The organism is Achromobacter sp. KK8 (assembly GCF_054188005.1).
Genome location: NZ_CM135178.1, coordinates 1,250,879 through 1,272,637, shown reverse-complemented (window position 1 = coordinate 1,272,637; position 21,759 = coordinate 1,250,879). Strand labels below are relative to the sequence as shown.

General features: G+C 66.4%; 22 protein-coding genes. 7 read left to right on the top strand and 15 right to left on the bottom strand.

Features of this window, described 5'->3' with window-relative positions; all coding sequences use genetic code 11:
* Nucleotides 1-45: 45 nt before the first annotated feature.
* From ACVN9Z_RS05885 to ACVN9Z_RS05860, 6 genes are all read right to left on the bottom strand, one after another.
* Nucleotides 46-447, bottom strand: coding sequence for a DUF488 domain-containing protein (locus ACVN9Z_RS05885; RefSeq protein ID WP_076407789.1), 402 nt, complete (start codon nucleotides 445-447; stop codon nucleotides 46-48).
* A gap of 28 nt (nucleotides 448-475) precedes the next feature.
* Nucleotides 476-1,720 carry a Na+/H+ antiporter NhaA gene (nhaA, locus tag ACVN9Z_RS05880; RefSeq protein ID WP_458213221.1) on the bottom strand — a complete coding sequence of 415 codons (1,245 nt, stop codon included), beginning with the start codon at nucleotides 1,718-1,720 and terminating at the stop codon, nucleotides 476-478.
* Nucleotides 1,721-1,878: 158 nt separating this feature from the next.
* Entirely contained in the window at nucleotides 1,879-2,343 is a 465-nt protein-coding gene (locus ACVN9Z_RS05875) for an HIT family protein (protein WP_020925947.1), read from the bottom strand.
* Entirely contained in the window at nucleotides 2,340-2,789 is a 450-nt protein-coding gene (locus tag ACVN9Z_RS05870; protein WP_006389822.1) for a GNAT family N-acetyltransferase, read from the bottom strand. The genes ACVN9Z_RS05875 and ACVN9Z_RS05870 overlap by 4 nt, the downstream gene beginning before the upstream one ends.
* 20 nt (nucleotides 2,790-2,809) lie before the next feature.
* A complete protein-coding gene (gene pap / locus ACVN9Z_RS05865; RefSeq protein WP_047993189.1) occupies nucleotides 2,810-4,276 on the bottom strand; it encodes a polyphosphate:AMP phosphotransferase in 1,467 nt (488 codons plus the stop codon).
* Nucleotides 4,277-4,376: 100 nt separating this feature from the next.
* Entirely contained in the window at nucleotides 4,377-5,240 is an 864-nt protein-coding gene (locus ACVN9Z_RS05860; protein ID WP_458213220.1) for an MBL fold metallo-hydrolase, read from the bottom strand.
* Between the two features lie 122 nt (nucleotides 5,241-5,362).
* Here ACVN9Z_RS05860 and ACVN9Z_RS05855 point away from each other — a divergent pair, with 122 nt between their 5' ends.
* Genes ACVN9Z_RS05855 through ACVN9Z_RS05840 form a run of 4 tightly spaced genes read left to right on the top strand, consistent with a single transcriptional unit; the run spans nucleotide 5,363 to nucleotide 7,817 of the window.
* Nucleotides 5,363-5,701 carry an ArsR/SmtB family transcription factor gene (locus tag ACVN9Z_RS05855; RefSeq protein WP_054505676.1) on the top strand — a complete coding sequence of 113 codons (339 nt, stop codon included), beginning with the start codon at nucleotides 5,363-5,365 and terminating at the stop codon, nucleotides 5,699-5,701.
* Nucleotides 5,698-6,126, top strand: a complete 429-nt coding sequence (locus tag ACVN9Z_RS05850; RefSeq protein WP_409142430.1) for a YeeE/YedE family protein — start codon at nucleotides 5,698-5,700, stop codon at nucleotides 6,124-6,126. Before ACVN9Z_RS05855 ends, ACVN9Z_RS05850 begins: the two co-directional genes overlap by 4 nt.
* A 1-nt stretch (nucleotide 6,127) precedes the next feature.
* On the top strand, nucleotides 6,128-6,565 hold the full coding sequence (locus ACVN9Z_RS05845; protein ID WP_054485596.1) for a YeeE/YedE family protein: 438 nt from the start codon (nucleotides 6,128-6,130) through the stop codon (nucleotides 6,563-6,565).
* A gap of 13 nt (nucleotides 6,566-6,578) precedes the next feature.
* Nucleotides 6,579-7,817, top strand: coding sequence for an NAD(P)/FAD-dependent oxidoreductase (locus tag ACVN9Z_RS05840; RefSeq protein WP_054505674.1), 1,239 nt, complete (start codon nucleotides 6,579-6,581; stop codon nucleotides 7,815-7,817).
* Nucleotides 7,818-7,894: 77 nt separating this feature from the next.
* On the opposite strand, the gene ACVN9Z_RS05835 is transcribed toward ACVN9Z_RS05840, so the two are convergent.
* From ACVN9Z_RS05835 to ACVN9Z_RS05805, 7 genes are all read right to left on the bottom strand, one after another.
* Complete coding sequence (locus ACVN9Z_RS05835; RefSeq protein ID WP_024070680.1) at nucleotides 7,895-9,163, bottom strand: phenylacetate--CoA ligase family protein; 1,269 nt, start codon at nucleotides 9,161-9,163, stop codon at nucleotides 7,895-7,897.
* A gap of 82 nt (nucleotides 9,164-9,245) precedes the next feature.
* Nucleotides 9,246-10,088 carry an ABC transporter ATP-binding protein gene (locus ACVN9Z_RS05830; protein ID WP_024070679.1) on the bottom strand — a complete coding sequence of 281 codons (843 nt, stop codon included), beginning with the start codon at nucleotides 10,086-10,088 and terminating at the stop codon, nucleotides 9,246-9,248.
* A gap of 58 nt (nucleotides 10,089-10,146) precedes the next feature.
* Entirely contained in the window at nucleotides 10,147-11,487 is a 1,341-nt protein-coding gene (locus ACVN9Z_RS05825; protein ID WP_081089634.1) for an ABC transporter substrate-binding protein, read from the bottom strand.
* 225 nt (nucleotides 11,488-11,712) lie between these two features.
* Complete coding sequence (locus ACVN9Z_RS05820) at nucleotides 11,713-12,777, bottom strand: branched-chain amino acid ABC transporter permease (protein ID WP_049076964.1); 1,065 nt, start codon at nucleotides 12,775-12,777, stop codon at nucleotides 11,713-11,715.
* A gap of 24 nt (nucleotides 12,778-12,801) precedes the next feature.
* Entirely contained in the window at nucleotides 12,802-13,731 is a 930-nt protein-coding gene (locus ACVN9Z_RS05815; RefSeq protein ID WP_006389833.1) for a branched-chain amino acid ABC transporter permease, read from the bottom strand.
* A gap of 10 nt (nucleotides 13,732-13,741) precedes the next feature.
* Nucleotides 13,742-14,638: an ABC transporter ATP-binding protein gene (locus ACVN9Z_RS05810; RefSeq protein WP_020925956.1), complete on the bottom strand. Its 897-nt coding sequence runs from the start codon at nucleotides 14,636-14,638 to the stop codon at nucleotides 13,742-13,744.
* A gap of 5 nt (nucleotides 14,639-14,643) precedes the next feature.
* Nucleotides 14,644-16,620 (bottom strand): AMP-dependent synthetase/ligase, encoded by a 1,977-nt coding sequence (locus tag ACVN9Z_RS05805; protein WP_054472652.1) that lies wholly within the window; start codon nucleotides 16,618-16,620, stop codon nucleotides 14,644-14,646.
* 169 nt (nucleotides 16,621-16,789) lie between these two features.
* Here ACVN9Z_RS05805 and ACVN9Z_RS05800 point away from each other — a divergent pair, with 169 nt between their 5' ends.
* The 3 genes from ACVN9Z_RS05800 to ACVN9Z_RS05790 all read left to right on the top strand — a co-directional run bounded on the left by ACVN9Z_RS05800 (nucleotide 16,790) and on the right by ACVN9Z_RS05790 (nucleotide 18,621).
* Nucleotides 16,790-17,497 carry a Crp/Fnr family transcriptional regulator gene (locus ACVN9Z_RS05800; protein WP_006389836.1) on the top strand — a complete coding sequence of 236 codons (708 nt, stop codon included), beginning with the start codon at nucleotides 16,790-16,792 and terminating at the stop codon, nucleotides 17,495-17,497.
* A gap of 79 nt (nucleotides 17,498-17,576) precedes the next feature.
* Nucleotides 17,577-18,038, top strand: a complete 462-nt coding sequence (locus tag ACVN9Z_RS05795) for a MarR family winged helix-turn-helix transcriptional regulator (protein WP_020925958.1) — start codon at nucleotides 17,577-17,579, stop codon at nucleotides 18,036-18,038.
* A 154-nt stretch (nucleotides 18,039-18,192) separates the two neighbouring features.
* On the top strand, nucleotides 18,193-18,621 hold the full coding sequence (locus ACVN9Z_RS05790) for an organic hydroperoxide resistance protein (protein ID WP_006389838.1): 429 nt from the start codon (nucleotides 18,193-18,195) through the stop codon (nucleotides 18,619-18,621).
* Nucleotides 18,622-19,097: 476 nt separating this feature from the next.
* Here ACVN9Z_RS05790 and ACVN9Z_RS05785 read toward each other — a convergent pair whose 3' ends face one another.
* Entirely contained in the window at nucleotides 19,098-19,820 is a 723-nt protein-coding gene (locus ACVN9Z_RS05785) for an ABC transporter ATP-binding protein (RefSeq protein ID WP_047992089.1), read from the bottom strand.
* Nucleotides 19,821-19,836: 16 nt separating this feature from the next.
* Nucleotides 19,837-21,759, bottom strand: a complete 1,923-nt coding sequence (locus tag ACVN9Z_RS05780) for a branched-chain amino acid ABC transporter ATP-binding protein/permease (protein ID WP_006389840.1) — start codon at nucleotides 21,757-21,759, stop codon at nucleotides 19,837-19,839.

Here is a 21,759-nt window from a genome sequence, read left to right as displayed (position 1 = left end):
GCGGGTCGACGCGCCCCTTGCGGACAGCATTGGCGTGTCGAGGGCCTAGCCCCCGGCCCGCGCCAGGCGCTTGCGGTGATGCCGGGCGTATTCTTGCAGCGCGTCGCGCAATACCACCGCCTGGTTGTGCTTGGTATCGCGGGCGCCATACAGCAGGGTCACCGGGCGCTCGCCGGCGGCCTGCAGCAGGGCGTCCATGCGGGCCTGCTGCTCGGGTTCGGCCAGTTCGGCCAGGTATTTCTCGCGGAAGGTGTCCCAGCGTTCGTCGACGTGGCAAAACCACTTGCGCAGTTCGCTGCTGGGAGCGAGGTCCTTGGCCCATTCGTCCAGCGCCAGGTCGGCGCGGCGCAGGCCGCGGGGCCACATGCGGTCCACCAGGGCCCGGTAGTGCCCATCGGGGCCGATACCTTCATAGACGCGCTGCACGGAGATGGCGGACGGCTTCATGGCGGCTCCTGTCGGGGATGCCACCAGTCTACTTCCGCGGCGTACCGAGCCAAGCCGTGGCCTTGGCCTCGCTTTCCGTGGCGCCGCTGGCGCGCAGCAGCAGGAAGCCCGCCACCGCCGAGGCCAGTGAACCGGTCAGCACGCCGATCTTGGTGGCATCGACCGCGGCCGGATCGGTGAACGCCAGCGCGCCGATGAACAGGCTCATCGTGAAGCCGATGCCGCACAGCAGGGCCACGCCATACAGCTGCGTGAAACTGGCATGGCGCGGCAGGCTGGCGATGCCGGACCGGATGGCCAGCCAGGCGAAACCGAACACGCCCAGCTGCTTGCCCAGGAACAGGCCCAGCGCCACGCCCAGCGGCACGGGTTGCGCCAGGCTGGACAGCCCCATGCCTGCGAATGACACGCCGGCATTGGCGAAGCCGAACAGCGGCACGATCAGCAGGGCCACGGGCTTGTGCAGCGCGTGTTCCAGCGCGTGCAGCGGCGAATGCGCGCCCGCGTGGCCCTGGTTCTGCGGACGCAGCGGGATGGTCAGGGCCAACGCGACGCCGGCCAGCGTGGCGTGCACGCCGGACTTCAGCACGAAATACCAGAGCACCACGCCGATCAGCAGATAGGGCGCCAGGCGCAGCACGCCCGCCCGGTTCAGGCAGACCAGGCAGGCCAGCAACGCGCCGGCCATGGCCAGCGCGAACAGGTTCAGTTCGGACGTGTAGAACAGCGCGATGATGACGATGGCGCCCAGGTCGTCCAGGATCGCCAGCGCGGTCAGGAATACCTTCAGGGAGGTCGGCACGCGGCTGCCGAGCAGGGCCAGGATGCCGAGGGCGAAGGCGATGTCGGTGGCGGCTGGAATGGCCCAGCCGCGCAGCGTGTCGGGGCCGCCCAGGTTGACCAGGACGTAGATGAGGGCGGGCATCGCCATGCCGCCCAGGGCGGCGATGCCCGGCAGCACGATGCGGGCCGCCCCGCGCAACTGGCCGTCCAGCACTTCGCGTTTGATCTCCAGCCCGACCAGCAGGAAGAACACGGCCATCAGGCCATCGTTGATCCAGTGCAGCACCGATTCCTTGAGTATCACCGGGCCGGCCTGGAAGCCCAGCTTGGCCCCGAGCGCTTCGAAATAGTGGGGGGCGAGCGGACTATTGGCGATGGCCAGGGCGACCACGGCGGCCAGCATCAGGACATAGCCGCCAAGGGCTTCGGAGCGGAGGAATGCCTGCAGGAAAGAAACGGGCCGGGACGGGGGCGGGGCCTGCAGGGTCAATATTCGCTCCTTGATTGCTGCGGTGCAGCGTAATGCTGGGAAAGTTGAATATTACCTGAATTGTGCTTGTTCTCTGACGGAGAAGGCCTTGATTTACATAGGATTTGGATGGATTCGATCGCCGCCGGCCTGACCGTTCTGTACCGCGGCCGCCCGTCTCAATGCCACAGCAGCGCGTTCATGGCTTCGACCAGCCGATTGCGGTAACGCGGCAGCAGCGCCTGGACACGGGCCTGGCGTTCGGCCCATCCGGCCGGCTCGGCGCCGGCCGCGATACGCGGGGCCGCCCAGATCGGATCCGGAAAGTGGCGGTCGCCACGCCAGCGCGGAATGACGTGCCAGTGCAGGTGCGGCACCATGTTGCCGAGCGATGCCAGGTTGATTTTGTCGGGCGTCAGGATCGCTTGCTGTGTTTCCTCCACCACGTACACGGCGCGCATCAGCAGATCGCGGCCATGGGTCGACAGGCTGGTCATTTCGGCCAGATGCGCATTCCAGACCACGCGGGTGAAGCCTGGGTAGTCGGGATCATCGACTTCGATCAGGCGCAGGTGCGGTCCCCGCCACAGCAGTGTGCCGCCATCGGTCTGGCACAGCGGACAGTCCGGATCGCGCGCGCTCACGGCAGCACCTTGCGGTATTGGACGAAGCCGGAGCGGTCGGCAATGCGGTCGTACAGCTGCATGGCGGTGGCGTTGGTCTCGTGGGTCAGCCAGTACACGCGGGCGCAGTTGGCGGCGGCGGCCTGTGCATAGACGTGTTCGATGAGCTTGCGACCGGCGCCGGTGCCGCGGGTGTCCGGTTCCACGTACAGGTCCTGCAGATAGCAGTAGTCGCCCGCGGTCCAGGTGGAGCGGTGGAAAATCCAGTGCACCATGCCGACGGCCTTGCCGCTGTCGTAGGCCAGGGCGGCGTGCACCGGTTCGGCCGGGTCGAGGAAGCGGGCCCAGGTGTTGCGGGTGACGGCGTCGGCGATGTCGACGCGGTAGAAGTCCTGGTAACCCTTCCACAGGGGCAGCCAGACGTCAAAATCGGCGGCGACGACGGGGCGGATTTCGGCGGAGCTCATGGCGCGTGGCCTCCTTGGGGTCAGAGTTGGTTTTCCAGGGTTTCGACGATGTGCCGCAGCACCTGCAGGCGAGCGTAGCGCTTGTCGTTGGCCGACACCAGATGCCACGGGGCATGCTTGACGTCGGTGCGGGCCAGCATCTCGTTGGTGGCGGCCGCGTATTCCTTCCACTTGTCGCGGTTGCGCCAGTCGTCGGGGGTGATCTTGAAGTTCTTGAACGGCGATTTCTCGCGGTCCTTGAAGCGTTCGAGCTGCACGTCGGCGGTGATCGCCAGCCAGAACTTCAGCACCAGCGCGCCGCTGCCCGCCAGTTGCGCCTCGAAGTCGTTGATTTCGGCGTAGGCGCGGCGCCAGTGCGCCGGCGGGGTGATCTTCTCGACCCGTTCGACCAGCACCCGGCCATACCAGGAGCGGTCGAAGATGGCGATGCGGCCGCGCCGCGGCACGTGGCGCCAGAAGCGCCACAGGTAGGGGCGCGACAGCTCGTAGCTGTTGGGCGCGGCCACCGGCGTGATGTCGAACTGGCGCGCGTCCAGCGCATGGGTGATGCGGCGGATGGCGCCGCCCTTGCCGGCCGCGTCCTGGCCCTCGAACACCAATACCAGCGAGCGTTCCTGGAACTTCTTCGAGCGCGCCGCGCGCGCCAGCCGGCCTTGCAGCAGGCCAAGCTCGGACTCGTAGTCTTCACGGTCGAGCTTGGCGTCATAGTCCAGCTGGCCGAGCCGGTCGAGAATGCGGGCCGGGCCGGTATGGGCCACGAACGTTGGCGGAATGCGCGGCACGGTCTGCTGGCGCATGGCGGCCAGGACCGCCTCGGCGGTGCGCGCGGCGCGCATGTTCTCGTCGGCGCTGGGAATCACCACCCAGGGCGCATGGCCGCTGTCGGTGTGATTGATGACGACCTGGCCGCTGTTGCGGATGCGGTCGTACTTCTTGTACACCTTGAGATCGACCGGGCTGACCTGCCACGAGGTTTCGGGACTGGCCAGCAGGCGCCTGGCGCGCGCCCGCTGGGCGTCGGACGACAGGTGGAACCAGAGCTTGAGTATTTGCACGCCCTCGGCCGCCAGCATGGCCTCGAAGCGCCGGATGGCGACCGATTGCGCCTCGATGTTGTCCTGGTTGGGTTTCTTGCGCGCGGCTTCGCGGATCAGCGGCGTGTACCAGGAACCGAAGACGATGCCCGTGCTGCCCTTGGGCGGCAGGTCTTTCCAGTAGCGCCACATCGGCGGGCGTTCCAGTTCATCGCCTTCCGGCGGACCATAGGCCAGCGTCCTGATGTGACGCGGGTCCATCCACTCGTTGAGCAGGTTGACCGTGGCGCCCTTGCCGGCGCCATCGATGCCGGCCACCACCACCAGCAGGGATTTCTCGGCCTTCTGCAGGCGCTGGTACTGCGCATTGAGCAGCGCGACGCGCAGCTTGGCCTCCAGCGGCTTGAAGGCTTCCTTGGACAGGACGGGGTCGGCTTCGGCTTCGGCGAACATGGGAGGTTCCGTCGGATCGGCAATCTTGTGACCGGCCGATCTTGCGGGATATCCCGGCGGCGCGCAAGTGCGCGCCCGGCCGTGCCGCCGCGGACGCCGGCTAGAGCGCGTCGACGGGGATCTTGAGGTAGCGCACGCCGTTGTCTTCGGCCGGCGGGAAATGGCCCGCGCGGATATTGACCTGGATGGCGGGCAGGATCAGGGTCGGCATGGACAGGGTGGCGTCGCGCCGGGTGCGCATGGCGACGAAGTCGTCTTCGCCGATGCCGTCGCGCACGTGGATGTTGGCGTGGCGCTGCTCGGCCACCGTGGTCTGCCAGGCGGCCTCGCGCCCGGCGGGCGGATAGTCATGGCACATGTAGAGGCGGGTGTCGCCGGGCAGGTCCAGCAGGCGCCGGATGGAACGGTACAACTGATGGGCATCGCCGCCGGGGAAGTCGCAGCGCGCGGTGCCGACGTCGGGCATGAACAGCGTGTCGCCGACGAAGACGGCGTCGCCGATGCGGTAGGCCATGTCGGCCGGCGTGTGGCCGGGCACGTGCATGGCGCTGGCGGTGAGGGCGCCGATCCGGAAGGTTTCGCCATCGGCGAACAGGCGGCCGAACTGCGAACCGTCGAGTTGGAATTGGGGTTCGAGGTTGAAGATCTTCTTGAACACGCCCTGCACGGTGCGGATGCTCTGGCCGATGGCGATGACGCCGCCCAGCTCGCGCTGCAGATAGGGGGCGGCCGACAGGTGGTCGGCGTGGGCGTGGGTTTCCAGCAGCCATTCGGTGCGCAGTCCGTGTTCGCGCACATAGGCGATGACGCGGTCGGCGCTGGCGGTGGTGGTGCGGCCGGACTTGGGGTCGTAGTCCAGCACCGAATCGATGATGGCACAGGCGCCGCCCGCCACGGGCTCGTGGACCACGTAGGTGACGGTGGCGGTGACCGGGTCGAAGAAGGCCTGGATATGCGGGTTCATGAGAGGGGGGGCCGGGAGCAAAGGAGGGGCGCAGAACAATATATATTTTTCAATAATATTGTTGGATAGTTTATCCGTCAATATAATGATCAAACTCTTTCCCGCCGATTGATCCCCATCAAATGCTGACTGCCCTGAACGATTGCGAAGTCGCCGCGCTGCGCGAATCCGCCTCCCAGGCCTGCGCGCTGCTCAAGGCGCTGGCCAACGAAGACCGGCTGCTGCTGCTGTGCCAACTGGTGCAGGGCGAGCGCAACGTCGGTGAACTGGAATCCCTGACCGGCATCCGCCAGCCGACGCTGTCGCAGCAGCTGGGCGTGCTGCGCGACGAAGGCCTGGTGAGCACGCGGCGCCAGGGCAAGTACGTGTACTACCAACTGGCCAGCTTCGAGGTCAACCAGGTCATGAAGACGCTGTCGAGCCTGTATTGCGGTCGGACCATGGCGGCGCTCGCGTCATGATCGACCTGTCCGCCTTTACTCCCGCAAGCGCGCTTGCCGGCGGCGCGGTTATTGGCGTGGCCGCCGTTCTCATGATGCTGGGCGCGGGCCGCATCGCAGGCATCAGCGGCATCCTCGGCGGGCTGTTGCCGCCTGATCGAAATGCCGGCTGGCACCTGGCGTTCCTGCTGGGCCTGTGCCTGTCGCCCTGGCTGTATCGGTTGGGCAGCGCGCTGCCGCCGATCGTGGTGGAGGCGGGCAATGCGCGGCTGATCGCGGCTGGCCTGTTGGTCGGCATCGGCACGCGTTACGCGTCGGGGTGCACCAGCGGCCACGGCGTCTGCGGGCTGGCGCGCGGCTCGCGCCGTTCCTTGGCGGCGACGGCGCTCTTCATGGCGGCGGGGTTTGCCACCGTGTATGTCGCGCGGCACCTGATGGGAGGCTGACATGGTGGCCTTGTTCGCGTTTCTCTCGGGATTGGTGTTCGGGCTGGGATTGCTCGTTTCCGGCATGGCCAATCCCGCCAAGGTGTTGGGCTTCCTGGACCTGGCGGGAAGCTGGGACCCTTCGCTGGCGTTGGTGATGGGCGGTGCGCTGGCCGTGACGGCAGCGGGCTTTGCCTGGTTGCGCCGTCGTCGTGCCAGCCTGTCCGGCGAGCCGCTGCATTGGCCCACGGCCACGCGTATCGATCCGCGGCTGGCGTTGGGCAGCCTGGCGTTCGGCGCGGGCTGGGGGCTGGCGGGTTTCTGCCCCGGCCCCGCGCTGGTGGCGGCGGCGGCCGGCGTGCCGGAGGCCCTGATCTTCGTGGCGGCCATGGTGGCCGGCATGGCGCTGTACTCGGCAATTCAATACATGACGAACCGGCCACCCCGGACCGGTCGATAGCAGGGAGACAAGCATGCAGATGGCAGCACAGGCGCAGCGCGATTTCGATGTGGTGGTGGTCGGGGGCGGTTCAGCGGGCATCGGCGTGACCGCCAGCCTGCTGCGGCGGCGCCCGGACCTGCGCATCGCGGTCATCGAGCCCAGCGACAAGCACTACTATCAGCCGGCCTGGACGCTGGTCGGCGGTGGCGCGTTCGATGTGGCCAAGACCGTGCGGCCGACAAGGGCGGTGATGCCGGGCCGCGCCACCTGGCTGCAGGCCGCGGCGGCCGGTTTCGAACCCGAGGCCAATCAGGTCCGGCTGGCGGATGGCAGCGCCGTCAGCTATCAGCAATTGATCGTGTGTCCGGGCCTGCGCCTGGCCTGGGACAAGGTCGAGGGCCTGTCGGAAACGCTGGGCCGCAATGGCGTCAGTTCCAACTACCGCTTCGACCTGGCGCCCTACACCTGGGAACTGGTGCGCGGCCTGAAAGGCGGCAAGGCACTGTTCACGCAGCCGGCCATGCCGATCAAGTGCGCCGGCGCGCCGCAGAAGGCGATGTACCTGGCGTGCGACCACTGGCGCCGCAGCGGCGTGCTGGATCGTATCGATGTCGAATTCGACCTGGCCGGCGCGGTGCTGTTCGGCGTGCCGACCTTCGTGCCGCCGCTGATGCGCTATGTGGAAAGCTACGGCATTTCGCTGGCGTTCAATTCGGCGCTGGTGGCGGTGGACGGCCCGGCGCGCAAGGCCTGGTTCGACGTCAAGGACGCCGAGGGGGCGGTGACCCGTGTCGAGAAGTCATTCGACATGCTGCACGCGGTGCCGCCGCAGGTGCCGCACGATTTCCTGCGCCAGAGTGCACTGGCCGATGGGGCCGGCTGGTGCGAGGTCGATCCGGCCACCCTGCGCCATGTGCGCTACGACAATATCTTCGGGCTGGGCGATGGCATCAGCACCACCAACGCCAAGACCGCGGCGGCGGCGCGCAAGCAGATCGTCACGGTGGCCGAGAACCTGCTGGCGGTGCGCGAAGGGCATGCGCTGCCGGTCACGTACGACGGCTACGGCTCGTGCCCGCTGACGGTCGAGCGCGGCCGCATCGTGCTGGCCGAGTTCGGCTATGGCGGCAAGCTGCTGCCCACGTTCCCGCTGGACCCGACCGTGCCGCGCAAGAGCGCCTGGTTCCTGAAGGCGACGATGCTGCCGTGGATCTACTGGAACGGCATGCTCAAGGGCCGCGAGTGGCTGGCCCGCCCGCTGGGCAATTGAGCCTGCCGTTGCTGGCGGCGCTGTCGCGCCCGGGCTTTGCCGGTCCCGGGCGCGCGCCTTTCTTCTTCTTATCCTTGTTATTCGTAGGTGCGGATGTCGTCGATGACCTTGCCGTCGTTTGGCAGGGAGCCGGCCTCGGCCCATTCCACGTCGCTGCGCAGCTTGGTCACGTCGCGCACCGATTCGGCGATGCGGGCGCCCAGGTCTTCGCCGCGCACGCGTGATTCCACCCGCAGCACCATCTTGTCCGAACCGGTGGTGCCGCTGATCACCAGGCGTGCCCGCAGGATTTCCGGATGGCGGCGCACCACGTCGGCCACCTGCGAGGGATGCACGAACATGCCGCGCACCTTCGTCGTCTGGTCGGCGCGTCCCATCCAGCCCTTGATGCGGGTGTTGGTGCGGCCGCAGGGCGAGATGCCCGGCATCACCGCCGACAGGTCGCCGGTGCCGAAGCGCACCAGCGGGTAGTCGGGGTTCAGCGTGGTGACCACGACTTCGCCCACTTCGCCATCGGGCACGGGTTCGCCGGTGCCGGGGCGCACGATCTCGACGATGATGTCCTCGCCCAGCACCAGGCCCTGGCGCGCCGGCGTCTCGAACGCGATCATGCCCAGGTCGGCGCTGCCGTAGGCCTGGTAGCCCTCGATGCCGCGCGCGGCCAGCCAGTCGCGCAGCGACGGCGGGAAGGCTTCGCCGGACACCAGGGCGCGGCGCAGCGAATCCAGTTTCACCCCGAGCTCGTCGGCCTTTTCCAGGATGATCTTCAGGAAGCTGGGCGTGCCGGTGTAGCCGCTGGGCGCCAGGTCCTGGATGGCGCGCACCTGCTGTTCCGTCTGGCCCGTGCCGCCAGGAAACACGGTGCAGCCGACGGCGTGCGCGGCGGTCTCCATCATCGAGCCGGCTGGCGTGAAGTGATAGGAGAAGCAGTTGTAGGCCAGCTCGCCGGCGCGGAAACCGGCGGCGTACAGCGCGCGGGCAAAGCGCCAGTAGTCGGCGCGGGCGCTTTCAGGTTCGTAGATCGGGCCGGGCGAGGCGAACACGCGCATGGCTTCGCCCCAGCCTATGGCCGAGAAGCCGCCGAAGGCCTTTTGCGGTCCGGCCGGTTGCGCGGCCTGTTCGCGGCAGTGCTGCTGGCGTTCCAGCAGCTCATGCTTGCGCAGCACCGGCAGGCGCGCCAGCGCGGCGCGCGAGGTGACCGTGGCGGGGTCGATGCCGCGCAGCTGCTCGGCAATGGCCGGCGCGCGCGCGATGGCGCGGGCGATGGCGCCGGGCAGGGCCGCCATCAGGTCGCGCTCGCGTTGCTCGGGCGCTCGGGTTTCCAGGACATCGAAAAACTCGGACATGGGATAGCACCCTCTCGTGTGCCGTACTGCGGTGTCGTTGCCGGCGGCGAGCCGGACCGCGCCGGCGTCGCCGCTCCAGGGATCAGGCCAGCCAGCGTTTGCGGCGGCGGTAGAACTTGTTGTCGCGGAAACTCTTGCGCTCGCCGCTGGAAATGCCCAGGTAGAACTCTTTCACGTCCTCGTTCTGGGCCAGGTCCTGCGCCGCGCCGTCCATCATCACGCGGCCGTTCTCCAGGATGTAGCCGTAGTCGGCGTAGCGCAGCGCGATGTTGGTGTTCTGTTCGGCCAGCAGGAAGCTGACGCGCTCGCGCTGGTTCAGGTCGCGCACGATCTCGAAGATCTCCTCGACGATCTGCGGCGCCAGTCCCATGGACGGCTCGTCCAGCAGGATCATGTTGGGGTTGGCCATCAACGCGCGGCCGATGGCGGTCATCTGTTGTTCACCGCCCGAGGTGTAGCCGGCCTGGCTGGATCGGCGCTGCTTCAGGCGCGGGAAATACTGGTAGACGCGGTCCAGCGCCGCGCTGGTGTCGCCGCGGCCGAGGTCGCGGGTGTAGGCGCCCGTCAGCAGGTTCTCTTCGATGGTGAGGTGGGCGAAGCAATGGCGGCCCTCCATCACCTGCACCACGCCGCGCTTGACCAGTTCGGCCGGCGACAGCTTTTCGATGCGCTGATCGCGGTACTGGATGTGGCCCTTGGTGACGTCGCCGCGCTCGCCCTTGAGCAGGTTCGAGATGGCGCGCAACGTGGTGGTCTTGCCGGCGCCGTTGGCGCCCAGCAGGGCCACGATCTTGCCTTCCGGCACCTGCAGGGACACGCCCTTGAGCACCAGGATGACGTGGTTGTAGATCACCTCGATGCCGTTCACATCGAGCAGCACCTTGGGGGTGTCGGCGGTAGTAGCGGTAGTGGTTGCTGCGGTCATGGCGGTTCCTGCGGCTTGGTGGCGGCCGACGCCGTGGGGCGCCGGCCGCCGGTTCACATCAGTTCTCGCAAGTGCGGGGCGTGATGTTCTTTTCCTTGGCGTACTTCGCCGCGGCTTCCTTCACCATCGGGTCCAGCAGGGTCTTGTCGGCCTGGTACCAGTCCGAGACGACCTTGAACTTGGCGCCGTCCCACTGCACGATGCGGGCCCAGTCGTCACCCTTGTGGTTGCTGCAAGAGGTCTTGACCGGACGCATGATCTGGCCGAAGCCGAGCTGGTTCAGGCGTTCCTGCGTCAGGTTCAGGTTCTCGAAGCCCCAGCGCACCTGGTCGGGCGTGAGCGCCTTGCCCTTGCCGAACTTCTCCTGCGCGGTGCGGATCGCCTCGACCTGCAGCATCGAGATCATCATGCCGCGGGTGTGGGCGATGGTGCCGAGCGTGGTCTTGCCCGTCTTGTCCGAACCCTGGCCCTTGTCGTAGACGTACTTCTTCAGATCGTCATAGACCTTGTCGTGGTCGGCGCCGCTGTTGTGGATGGTGATGGCGTTGTAGCCCTTGGCGACATCGCCCAGGTCCTTGACGTCGCCTTCGGAGCCGGCCCACCAGATCGCGTACATCTTGTCGCGCGGGTAGCCGCTGGCCTGGGCTTCGCGGATGGCGGTGGGCGTCATGATGCCGGCGCTCCACAGCAGCACGTAGGCCGGACGCGCCTGGCGGATCTGCAGCCAGGTGGACTTCTGTTCCACGCCGGGGGCGGTCACCGGATACAGCAGCAGTTCGAAGCCTTCCTTGGCGGCGCGCTTCTGCAGCAGCGGGATCGGTTCCTTGCCGTAGGGCGAGTCGTGGTAGACCAGGGCGATCTTCTTGCCCTTGAGCTTATCCATGCCGCCTTCTTTCTTGGCAATGTCCTGGATCATCACGTCGGCGGCGGTCCAGTAGGTGCCCAGCAGCGGGAAGTTCCATTCGAACACGCTGCCGTCGACCGATTGCGACAGGCCGTAGCCCATCGTCTCGACCGGCACCTTGTCGACCATGGCCTTGTCGCTGACCGCGAAGGTGATGCCGGTCGATTGCGTGTCGAAGCCCGATGCGCCGGTGCCCTTGCCCTTCAGGCGCTCGTAGCACTCGACGCCGCGATCGGTGGCGTAGGCGGTTTCGCATTCCTCGTAGGTGATCTTGACGCCGTTGACGCCGCCGTCGCGTTCGTTGACCAGCTTCAGGTAGTCCAGCTTGCCGTCGGCCCAGGGAATGCCCAGCGGCGCGAACGACCCGGTCCGGTACACCAGCAACGGAACGAACTGCTCTTCCGCCGCCATTGCCGGCGTGGCCACGGCGCCGATGGCACCGGCTGCGGCCACCAAGGCTGCCGCCAACTTCAGGTTAAGACGCTTCATCTCCATTTACCTCCTGCGTGGTGTTTGGGTCATAAACCCTCGGACACCGGGGTTGGCCCGGTCTGGAGCCGGGTATTCAGGATGTCGGTCGTGGCGCGCATACCGCCACTACCGACGATGATCACAACGGGAGCCGCACCATCCGGGCCGCGGCGGATCCGGCTTTGCCGGTCCCCTGCGGCGCCCCCTTGAGGGGGAAGCGCCGCAGGCGCTTCGGGGGTGGGCCCATCATTAGTGGGGGAACGGCCAGATGCGAAGTTTCTCCTTGCCGATGCTCCACAACCGCGCCAGCCCGTGCGGCTCGGCGATCAGGAAGAACACGATCAGCGCGCCGAACACCATGTGTTCGACGTGCGCGGCGGTGTCCACCGACAGCGACAGGCCCAGCATGTGCGGCACGTTGGTCAGCGCCACCGGCACCAGCACGATGAAGGCCGCGCCGAAGAAGCTGCCGATGATGGAGCCCAGGCCGCCGATGATGACCATGAACAGCAGCTGGAACGATCGCGTCAGGTCGAAGGCCAGCGGCTCCCACGAACCCAGGTGGATGTAGCCCCACAGCGCGCCGGCCACGCCGACGATGAACGAGCTGACCGCGAACGCGGTGAGCTTGGCGTACATCGGGCGGATGCCGATGACCGAGGCGGCCACGTCCATGTCGCGGATCGCCATCCACTGGCGGCCGATGGCGCCGCGCACCAGGTTCTTGGCCAGCAGGCTGAAGATCACCACCAGGATCAGCACGAACAGGTACTTTTCCAGCGCGCTCTGCACTGGCAGGCCGAAGGCGGTCAGCGGCGGCACCGAGACGTTGCCCGACGACGAGTAGTTGGTGAAGAACGGAATGCGCAGGAACGCCCAGTCGACGAAGAACTGCGCCGCCAGCGTGGCCACGGCCAGGTACAGGCCGCGGATGCGCAGGCTGGGAATGCCGAAGATGACGCCGACGATAGTGGCAAAGCACCCGCCAAGCAGGATCTGGACGATCAGCGGCATGCCCGGGAAGCGCACGCCGAAGTTCCAGGCGGCATACGCGCCCACCGCCATGAAGGCGCCCGTGCCCAGCGAGATCTGGCCGCAGTAGCCCACCAGGATGTTCAGGCCGACGGCGGCCAGCGACAGGATCAGGAACGGAATCAGGATGGCGCGCAGCAGGTAGTCGCTGGACAGCGCCGGGATGGCGATGAACGCCACCGCCAGCAGCAGCCAGATGAAGACGCGGTCCTGGCGGATCGGGAAGATCTGCTGGTCGGCGCGATAGCTGGTCTTGAATTGGCCGTTTTCGCGATAGAACATGTTTGTATCCCAGAGTGCCTGCGGTCAGACGCGGTCGATGATCTTCTCGCCGAACAGCCCTTGCGGACGGAACAGCAGGAACACCAGCGCCAGCACATAGGCGAACCAGATTTCGATGCCGCCGCCCACCAGCGACCCCAGGTAGACCTCGGACAGCTTTTCGCCCACGCCGATGATCAGGCCGCCGAGAATGGCGCCCGGCACCGAGGTCAGGCCGCCCAGGATCACCACCGGCAGCGCCCGCAGCGCCGCGGTCGAGAGCGTGAACTGCACGCCGAACTTGGAGCCCCAGATGATGCCGGCCACCAGCGCCACCAGGCCGGCGACGCTCCAGACGATGACCCAGATGCGGTTCAGCGGAATGCCGATGGACTGCGCCGCCTGGTGGTCGTCCGCCACCGCGCGCAGGGCGCGGCCGGTGGAGGTGAACTGGAAGAACAGCGCCAGCGCCGCCACCAGCAGTGCGGCGATGACGGCGGCGGTCAGGTCTTCGAGGTTGATGAGCAGGCCGCCTTCGAACACCGAGTCCAGGATCATCAACGGGTCTTTCGGCATGCCGACGTTGATGGAATAGACCGAGCTGCCGAACGCGATCTGGCCCAGGCCGTCAAGGAAATAACTGATGCCCAGCGTGGCCATGAGCAGCGTGGTGGCTTCCTGGTTGACCAGGTGGCGCAGCACGAAACGCTCGATCGCCACCGCCAGCAGGAACATCACGATGGCGCTGACGATGAACGCCAGCACGTTGGCCAGGATCATGTTTTCGAAGCCGAACCAGCGCGGTAGCCACTCCGAGAAGCGCGCCATCGACAACGCCGCCACCAGCACCATGGCGCCCTGGGCGAAGTTGAACACGCCCGACGCTTTGAAGATCAGCACGAAGCCCAGGCCGATCAGGGCGTACAGCATGCCGCTCATCAGGCCGCCGAACAAGGTTTCCAGAAAAAATCCCATCATTCGCCCCTTAAGTCCGTGCAGCCAGTGAGTTTTCTCCCTCCCCCTCGGGGGGAGGGTTAGGGGCGGGGGCTGTTGCCTGCGCTTCGGCGTCCTTGGTGACGGCGGCTTCGCCGCCGACGCCAAGGTACGCTCGGATGACGTCTTCGTTGGCGCGCACCTCATCGGGCTTGCCGTCGCCGATCTTCTTGCCGTAGTCCAGCACCACCACGCGGTCGGAGATGTCCATGACCACGCCCATGTCGTGCTCGATCAGCACGATGGTGGTGCCGAATTCGTCGTTCACATCGAGAATGAAGCGGCTCATGTCCTGCTTCTCCTCGATGTTCATGCCGGCCATCGGCTCGTCCAGCAGCAGCAGGCGCGGCTCCATGGCCAGCGCGCGGCCCAGGTCGACGCGCTTTTGCAGGCCGTAGGGCAGGCGTCCCACCGGGGTCTTGCGGTAGGCCTGGATTTCGAGGAAGTCGATGATGTTCTCGACGAACTGGCGGTGCTCGATCTCTTCGCGCTCGGCCGCGCCCAGGCGGAAGGCCTGCGCCAGCAGCCCGCATTTCATGCGCAGGTTGCGGCCTGTCATGATGTTGTCCAGCACGCTCATGCCCTTGAACAGGGCCAGGTTCTGGAAAGTGCGGGCGATGCCCATTTCGGCGGCGCGGCGCGGATTCATGCGCGAGAAGCGCTCGCCGCGAAACTCGATGCCGCCCTGCTGCGGCGTGTAGACGCCGTTGATGACGTTCAGCATCGAACTCTTGCCCGCGCCGTTGGGGCCGATGATGGCGCGGATCTCGTGCTCGCGCACGTTGAAGGAAATGTCCGTCAGCGCCTTGACGCCGCCGAAGGACAGCGAGATGTTCTGCATGTCCAGCATCACGTCGCCGATGCGCTGGTCGCGGTCGTTGTTGCTCATGGTCTCTACGCGGCTCGGGCGGTGATGGCGGGGAACGTCTTGACCGGGCGGATCTTCAGGTCGGCGGAGATCTTGCCGCTGCGGCCGTCCTCGAACTTCACTTCGGTTTCGATGTACTGGGACTGCTTGCCTTCGAACAGGGCGTCGATCAGCACGCCATACTTCTGCGCGATGAAGGCGCGCCGCACCTTGCGGGTGCGCGTCAGTTCGTCGTCATCCGGATCCAGTTCCTTGTGCAGGATCAGGAAGCGGCTGATCTGCGAGGCCGACAGCTTCGGATCGGTGGCCAGGTCGGCATTGACCTGTTCGACGCAATCGGCGATGAGCTGGTAGACCTCGTCCTTGCCCGCCAGGTCGGTATAGCCGGCGTAGGGCAGGCCGCGGCGCTCGGCCCAGTTGCCCACGGCTTCCAGGTCGATGTTGATGAAGGCGCACACGTCCTGGCGGCCGGCGCCGAACGCCACCGCTTCCTTGATGTGCGGGAAGAACTTGAGCTTGTTCTCCAGGTACTTGGGCGCGAACAGGCTGCCGTCGGCCAGCTTGCCGACGTCCTTGGCGCGGTCGATGATCTTGAGCTGGCCGTCAGTGTCCAGGTAGCCCGCGTCGCCCGTGTGGAACCAGCCGTCGGCGCTGCGCGCTTCCTGCGTGGCGTCCGGGTTGCGGTAGTACTCCTTGAACAGGCCGGGGCTTTTGACCAGGATCTCGCCGTTGTCGGCCACGCGGATCTCCACGCCGGCCACCGGCGGGCCGACGGTGTCGTCGCGCACCTGGCCGTCCGGCTGCACGCAGACGAACACCGACGTTTCGGTGGAGCCGTACAGCTGCTTGAGGTTGATGCCGATGGAGCGGTAGAACACGAACAGGTCGGGGCCAATCGCCTCGCCGGCAGTGTAGGCCACGCGCACGCGGCTCATGCCCAGCGCATTGCGCAGCGGGCCGTAGATCAGCACGTTGCCCAGCGCGTAGCGCAGGCGGTCCCAGGCGTTGACGGATTCGCCGTCCAGGATGCGGGTGCCGACGCGGCGCGCCAGTTTCATGCAGGCATGGAACAGCTTGCGCTTGAGGTAGCCGGCGTCCTCCATGCGGATCATCACATGGGTCAGCAGGCCTTCCAGCACGCGCGGCGGCGCGAAGTAGTAGGTGGGCCCGATGTCGCGCATGTCGATCGAGACCGTGTCGGGCGACTCCGGATGATTCACCGTGAAGCCCGTGACCAGCAACTGCGTGTACGAGAACATGTTCTGCCCGATCCAGGCCGGCGGCAGGTAGGCCAGCACGTCCTCGCGGTCGGTCAGGTTTTCCATTTCGGACACGGCGCGGGCGCGGTCGATCAGCGCATGGTGCGTCAACACCACCCCCTTGGGCTTGCCGGTGGTGCCGGAGGTATAGAACATCGCGGCCGCGTCGTGCGGCTGCACCGCGGCCACCGCGCGGGCGAAGAAGTCGGGATGCTGCGCGGCGTAGTCGCGGCCGATTTCCTCGAGCCGGTCATAGGACAGCAGCATCGCATCGGTGTAGTGGCGCAGGCCGCGCGGATCGTCATAGACCACGTGCTTGAGCGCGGGGCATTGCTCGCGCACTTCCAGCATCTTGTCGACCTGTTCCTGGTCCTCGACCACCGCGACGCTGATCTCGGCGTCCTGCAGCACGTAGACCATTTCCTGGGCCACGGCATCCTGGTAGAGCGGCACGGGGATGGCGCCGAGCGATTGCGCGGCCATCATGGCCATGTACAGGCGCGGGCGGTTCTCGCCGATCACGGCCACGTGCATGCCGGGCTGGATGCCCAGCGACGCGAGTCCGTGGGCGACCTGGCGCACGTGCTCCGCCACTTGCGACCAGGTAAGGGTTTGCCAGATACCCAGGTCCTTCTCACGTATGGCGGGCCGCGACCCGCGTACGTCGGCATGCGCGAACAGCAGCGCTGGAAAGGTGTCCAGCGCCGCCGGCATCTGTGCGGATGCGGGCGATGAATGTGCCACGTTGTCTCCTCCGGTTTGGGCGCATCGCGCCCGCTGCCGCGAGATGCGGCGCACGGGAGGTTGCGCTTGACCAGTTGGTTTTAGATTTACGGCAGGAGTTAAGGTATAAGGTTGGGTTGCTACCAACTGTCACCATCGCGACATTCAAGGAACTTTTAGGGTATTCCCGATGCAGCTATCCGACTCCCTGCAACTGGCCGCGGCCTGGTTTCGCGTACTCGACGCCGAGCAGCAAGCGCGCGTCGAGCGAGACCTGTCCGTGCAGCAGGTTGCCGCCGGGTCGATCATAGAGCGCAAAGGCGAACTCGCCCAGGCTTGGATCGGCGTGCTGGCCGGCCTGGTGAAGGTGTCGGTGGGAAATGCCGAAGGCAAGGTTGCGTCGCTGACCGGCGTGCCCGCCGGCGGCTGGATCGGCGAAGGCTCGCTGCTCAAGCGTGAAGTCCGCAAGTACGACATCGTGGCGCTGCGCGATTCCGTCGTCGCCCGCCTGCCGGCTGCCACCTTCGACTGGCTGCTGGACACCAGCATCCCCTTTAACCGCTACCTGCTGCACCAGTTGAACGAGCGCGTCGCCCAGTTCATCGGCAAGGCCGAATACGATCGCCTGCTGGATCCGGACGCCCGGGTGGCGCGCTGCCTGGCGGAACTGTTCAATCCGTTGCTGTACCCGGGCATGGGCATGCGCCTGACCATCACGCAGGAAGAGGTCGGCTACCTGGCGCGGGTCTCGCGCCAGCGCGCCAACCAGGCGCTGCGCAAGCTGGAAGAGGCCGGGCTGCTGAACGTCGAGTATGGCGCCGTGCGGGTGCTGGACCTGGATGGCCTGAAGCTGTACGGCTCCGACCGCGGCGCGCTGGAAGGCGAACACGCCGCCTGAGTCGTGTGATTCGCTGCGGTTACAAAAGTCGGATGAAAAAGTGCTTGACGATAAATAGCGCGCTATTTAATATTGCGCAATGAAATCCAGATCCCAGCCCAAAAGCGCATTCAACCCGCTGCTGCTAGACAGCCAGCTGTGTTTCGCCCTGTACTCGACCTCGCTGGCGATGAACAAGGTGTACCGCAAGCTGCTGCGCGGCCTGGATCTGACGTACCCGCAGTACCTGGTCATGCTGGTGCTGTGGGAACGCGACGAAATCACGGTCACCGACATCGGCGAACGCCTGTTCCTGGACTCGGCCACCCTGACGCCGCTACTCAAGCGGCTGGAAGCGGCGGGCCTGGTTACCCGGACCCGCGCGCAGGATGACGAACGCCAGGTCATCGTCACCCTGACCCGGCAGGGCCGCGACCTGCGCAACCAGGCCGAAGCCGTGCCCCACGCCATCGCCGCAGCGGCCCAGTGTTCGCTGGAAGAGGCGCAGGGCACCATGAAGTCGTTGCACGAATTGCGGGAAAAGTTGGTCAGCAGTCTTTGATTCGCAGTCTTTGCGGGGGATGATGGCAATCGCTGTCATTCCCGGGTATAAATAGCGCACGATGTAATAGTGTGCTATCAAATCAGTAAGGGTCGAAGCGGGAACGGTCCCGCCAGCCCGGCAGTCCCTCACCTTCATCCAAAAGGAAAGCACCATGTCCATCGAAAAAGTCCTCTACCGCGCCCACGCCCACGTTACCGGCGGCCGTGAAGGCACCGGCGTCTCCAGCGACGGCAACCTGAACGTCAAGCTGACCACCCCGAAGGAACTGGGCGGCGCCGGCGCCGCGGGCACCAACCCCGAGCAACTGTTCGCCGTCGGCTATTCGGCCTGCTTCATGGGCGCCATGAAGTTCGTCGCCGGCCGCGACAAGATCGCCATGCCCGCCAACGCCACCATCGACGGCTCGGTCGGCATCGGCCCCATCCCCACCGGTTTCGGCATCGAAGCCGAGCTGAAGATCTCGCTGCCCGGCATGGACCGCGCCGAAGCCGAAAAACTCGTCGCCGCCGCCCACATCGTCTGCCCCTACTCGAACGCCACCCGCGGCAACATCGACGTCACCCTGACCATCAACGTCTAAGCAAAGCGCGCGTTGCGCGCGCCAAAAGCAAAGGCAGGATTGCACCAAGCGCAATCCTGCCTTTTTTCATCCGCCCCACTCCAAGAGCAGGCGACCCGCCAAGCCGCTTCCCCCAGCGCGCAGCGTCATCCGCCAACACACCAAGTCGCGTAAGCCCAAAAAGGCCGCCCGCGCGGCCGCCTTTGGGCGGGCCCTGCAAGATCTTCAGCGAGAACACCCACGGCAAAAGAACGCCAAGCACACGGCTCACCCCAGCAACGCCGGAACCAAAGCAATCGCGAGCACGGCGGGGCGGCGGGCGGTGGCGGGCGGGGCGTGTAGATGCGCCCGAGGGAAACCGTAGGGAGCCGAAGGCGTACGAGGTTGACAACGGGGCAGTCCGGAGCGAAGGCTCCGGACCGCAATCGTAGCCCCGCCCGCCACCGCCCGCCGCCCCGCCGTGCGGCTCAAGAACTCAACCCCATGTCAGCAAAAACTCAATGCGCCCCCCCAAGATAAGCCGCCACCACAGCCGGATCATGCTTCAACTTCTCCGCACTCCCATGCACAGAAATCCGCCCGTTCTCCAACACATACCCATAATCCGCGACATTGAGCGCCGCCGCCGCAAACTGCTCGACCAGCAACATCGTCACCCCTTCATCCTTGAGCCGCGCAATGATCCGGAACACCTCTTCCACCAGGATCGGCGCCAACCCCATCGACGGCTCATCCAGCAGCACCAATTCCGGATTCAGCATCACCGCCCGCGCCATCGCCAGCATCTGCTGCTCGCCGCCAGACAGCGTCCCCGCCAGTTGCTCGCGCCGCTCCTTCAGCCTCGGAAACAGATCCATCGCCCGCCCCAGGTCCGCCTGCACGTCACCCTTGGGCCGGCTCCCCGTCAGGCGCGGAAACGCGCCCAGCAGCAGGTTGTCCGTGACGGACAGTGTCGGAAACACCCGCCGTCCTTCCGGCGAATGCGCCAGCCCCAGCCGCGCGATCCGATGCGATTCCAGTCCGTCGATGCGCTTGCCGCCCAGCGTGACCTCGCCCGCGGTCGGCCGGATCATCCCCGACAGCGCCCGCATCGTCGTCGTCTTGCCGGCCCCGTTCGAGCCGATCAACGTCACCACCTTGGCCTTCGGGACCTCCATGCTGATGCCGTGCAGCACCTTCACCTTCCCGTAGCCCGCTTCCAGATTCTTGATCGATAGCATGTTGTCGTCCTTGGCGTCAGGCGGGCGCGCCGCCCAGATACGCCTCGATAACCTTGGCGTTGCTCTGCACTTCATTGGGCAGCCCCTCGGCGATCTTCTGGCCGAAGTCCAGCACCGACACGGTGTCGCACACCCCCATCACCACATCCATGTGATGCTCGATCAGGATCAGCGTAATGCCGTGGTCGCGCACCTTGCGGATGATCGTCAGCAGCTCGGCGATATCCGGCGCCGTCAGGCCGGCGGCCGGCTCGTCCAGCAGCAGCAATTGCGGGTCCAGCGCCAGCGCGCGGGCGATTTCCAGCAGGCGTTGCTTGCCATAGGGCAGGTTGCGGGCCTCTTCGCTGGCCAGGTCCTCCAACCCTACGAATTCCAGCAGCGCCAGGGCGCGGGCGCGCGCGCCTTGTTCCTCGCCCTTCCACTTCGGCGTGCGCAGCGCGATGCCCGCCAGTCCCGTCGTGAAGGTGTGGTGCAGGCCCACCAGCACGTTCTCCAGCGCCGTCATCTCGCCGAACAGCTGCACGTTCTGGAAGGTGCGGGCGATGCCCGTGGCGGCGATGTCGGCCGGCGCCAGGCCCACCAGTGACTTGCCGCCGAATTCCACCGCGCCCGCCGTGGGCACATAGATGCCTGTCAGCACATTCATCATGGTGCTCTTGCCCGAACCGTTCGGTCCGATCAGCCCATGGATGGTGCCGCGCTTGACCGTCAGGTCGACCTGGTTCAGCGCCTTCAGGCCGCCGAACTGCATCAGCACCTGCTTGGCCGCCAACAGCGTTTCGCCATGGCCCCGCGCCGCGTCGGGCACCGCTTCCTGTTCCTTGACCAGGTCCTTCTTGACCGACAGCGCCGCGCGGCGGGTCGAGAAGAACAGGTTGCGCACGAAGCCGACGATGCCGTCGGGCAGGTAGTACACGACGAACAGGATCATGGCGCCGAAGATCGTCAGGCGCCAGTCGGTCACCGCCTCCAGCCAATACGAGAACACCGCCAGCAGGATGGTGCCGACCACCGGCACCGCCACCCGGCGGGCCTCGGTGCGGCCCTTGGAGATGGCGATCGCGCTGCCCACCGTCACCAGGATCGCCACGCCCAGCGCGATCAGGCGGAAGGTGGCGATGTCGTCCAGCATCTTGGGCAGCAGCACGATGATCGATGCGCCCAGCAGCGCCCCGGTGCGGCTCTTGCGCCCGCCCATGATGATGGCCAGCAGGAACAGGATGGTGAGTTCGAAGTTGTAGGTGTTGGGCGAGATGTACTGCTCGGAGTAGGAATACAGCGCGCCCGCCAGGCCGGCGAAGCCGGCGCTGATGACGAAGGCGAACACCTTGTGGCGATAGACCGACACGCCCATGCAGTCCGAGGCGATCGGGCTGTCGCGCAGGGCCTCGAACGAGCGGCCCAGGTGCGATTTGAGGATCCGGTGCACCACGATCAGCGACAGCACCAGCAACGCCGCCACCAGCCAGAAGTACTCGCTCTTGGTCAGGATGTGGCCGCCGATCGACGGTTTGGGGATCTTGATGCCGAGCGGGCCTTCGGTCAGGAAGGTCATCTCGTTGATCAGGATCTGGATGATGGTGCCGAAGGCCAGCGTCACCATCGCCAGGTAGGGTCCGGTGACCCGCAGCGCCGGCAACGCCAGCACCGCGCCGAAAGCCGCCGCGATCAGGATGGCGGCCGGCAGGATCACCCATATCGGCATCTGCAGATGGAAGAACAGCACGCCGGCGACATACGAGCCGATGCCGAACAGGCCGGCATGGCCCAGCGACACCTGGCCGGTGTAGCCCACCACGATATCGAGCCCGAACAGCAGGATCGAATAGATCATGATGGTTTCGATCAGGTGCAGGTAGTACGTGTTGGTCACGCCCAGGGGCACGGCGGCCAGGCAGGCCACCGCCACGATGGAAAGCAGCAGGTGCAGGGGTTTCAT

Coding starts and splice junctions, on each gene's coding strand:
- ACVN9Z_RS05885 (WP_076407789.1), bottom strand. CDS start 447: ATGAAGCCGTCCGCCATCTCCGTGCAGCGCGTCTATGAAGGTATCGGC.
- ACVN9Z_RS05870 (WP_006389822.1), bottom strand. CDS start 2,789: ATGAGCTCCGCCGAAATCCGCCCCGTCGTCGCCGCCGATTTTGACGTC.
- pap (WP_047993189.1), bottom strand. CDS start 4,276: ATGTTCGCCGAAGCCGAAGCCGACCCCGTCCTGTCCAAGGAAGCCTTC.
- ACVN9Z_RS05860 (WP_458213220.1), bottom strand. CDS start 5,240: ATGAACCCGCATATCCAGGCCTTCTTCGACCCGGTCACCGCCACCGTC.
- ACVN9Z_RS05855 (WP_054505676.1), top strand. CDS start 5,363: ATGCTGACTGCCCTGAACGATTGCGAAGTCGCCGCGCTGCGCGAATCC.
- ACVN9Z_RS05850 (WP_409142430.1), top strand. CDS start 5,698: ATGATCGACCTGTCCGCCTTTACTCCCGCAAGCGCGCTTGCCGGCGGC.
- ACVN9Z_RS05845 (WP_054485596.1), top strand. CDS start 6,128: ATGGTGGCCTTGTTCGCGTTTCTCTCGGGATTGGTGTTCGGGCTGGGA.
- ACVN9Z_RS05840 (WP_054505674.1), top strand. CDS start 6,579: ATGCAGATGGCAGCACAGGCGCAGCGCGATTTCGATGTGGTGGTGGTC.
- ACVN9Z_RS05835 (WP_024070680.1), bottom strand. CDS start 9,163: ATGTCCGAGTTTTTCGATGTCCTGGAAACCCGAGCGCCCGAGCAACGC.
- ACVN9Z_RS05830 (WP_024070679.1), bottom strand. CDS start 10,088: ATGACCGCAGCAACCACTACCGCTACTACCGCCGACACCCCCAAGGTG.
- ACVN9Z_RS05825 (WP_081089634.1), bottom strand. CDS start 11,487: ATGGAGATGAAGCGTCTTAACCTGAAGTTGGCGGCAGCCTTGGTGGCC.
- ACVN9Z_RS05820 (WP_049076964.1), bottom strand. CDS start 12,777: ATGTTCTATCGCGAAAACGGCCAATTCAAGACCAGCTATCGCGCCGAC.
- ACVN9Z_RS05815 (WP_006389833.1), bottom strand. CDS start 13,731: ATGGGATTTTTTCTGGAAACCTTGTTCGGCGGCCTGATGAGCGGCATG.
- ACVN9Z_RS05810 (WP_020925956.1), bottom strand. CDS start 14,638: ATGAGCAACAACGACCGCGACCAGCGCATCGGCGACGTGATGCTGGAC.
- ACVN9Z_RS05800 (WP_006389836.1), top strand. CDS start 16,790: ATGCAGCTATCCGACTCCCTGCAACTGGCCGCGGCCTGGTTTCGCGTA.
- ACVN9Z_RS05795 (WP_020925958.1), top strand. CDS start 17,577: ATGAAATCCAGATCCCAGCCCAAAAGCGCATTCAACCCGCTGCTGCTA.
- ACVN9Z_RS05790 (WP_006389838.1), top strand. CDS start 18,193: ATGTCCATCGAAAAAGTCCTCTACCGCGCCCACGCCCACGTTACCGGC.
- ACVN9Z_RS05785 (WP_047992089.1), bottom strand. CDS start 19,820: ATGCTATCGATCAAGAATCTGGAAGCGGGCTACGGGAAGGTGAAGGTG.
- ACVN9Z_RS05780 (WP_006389840.1), bottom strand. CDS start 21,759: ATGAAACCCCTGCACCTGCTGCTTTCCATCGTGGCGGTGGCCTGCCTG.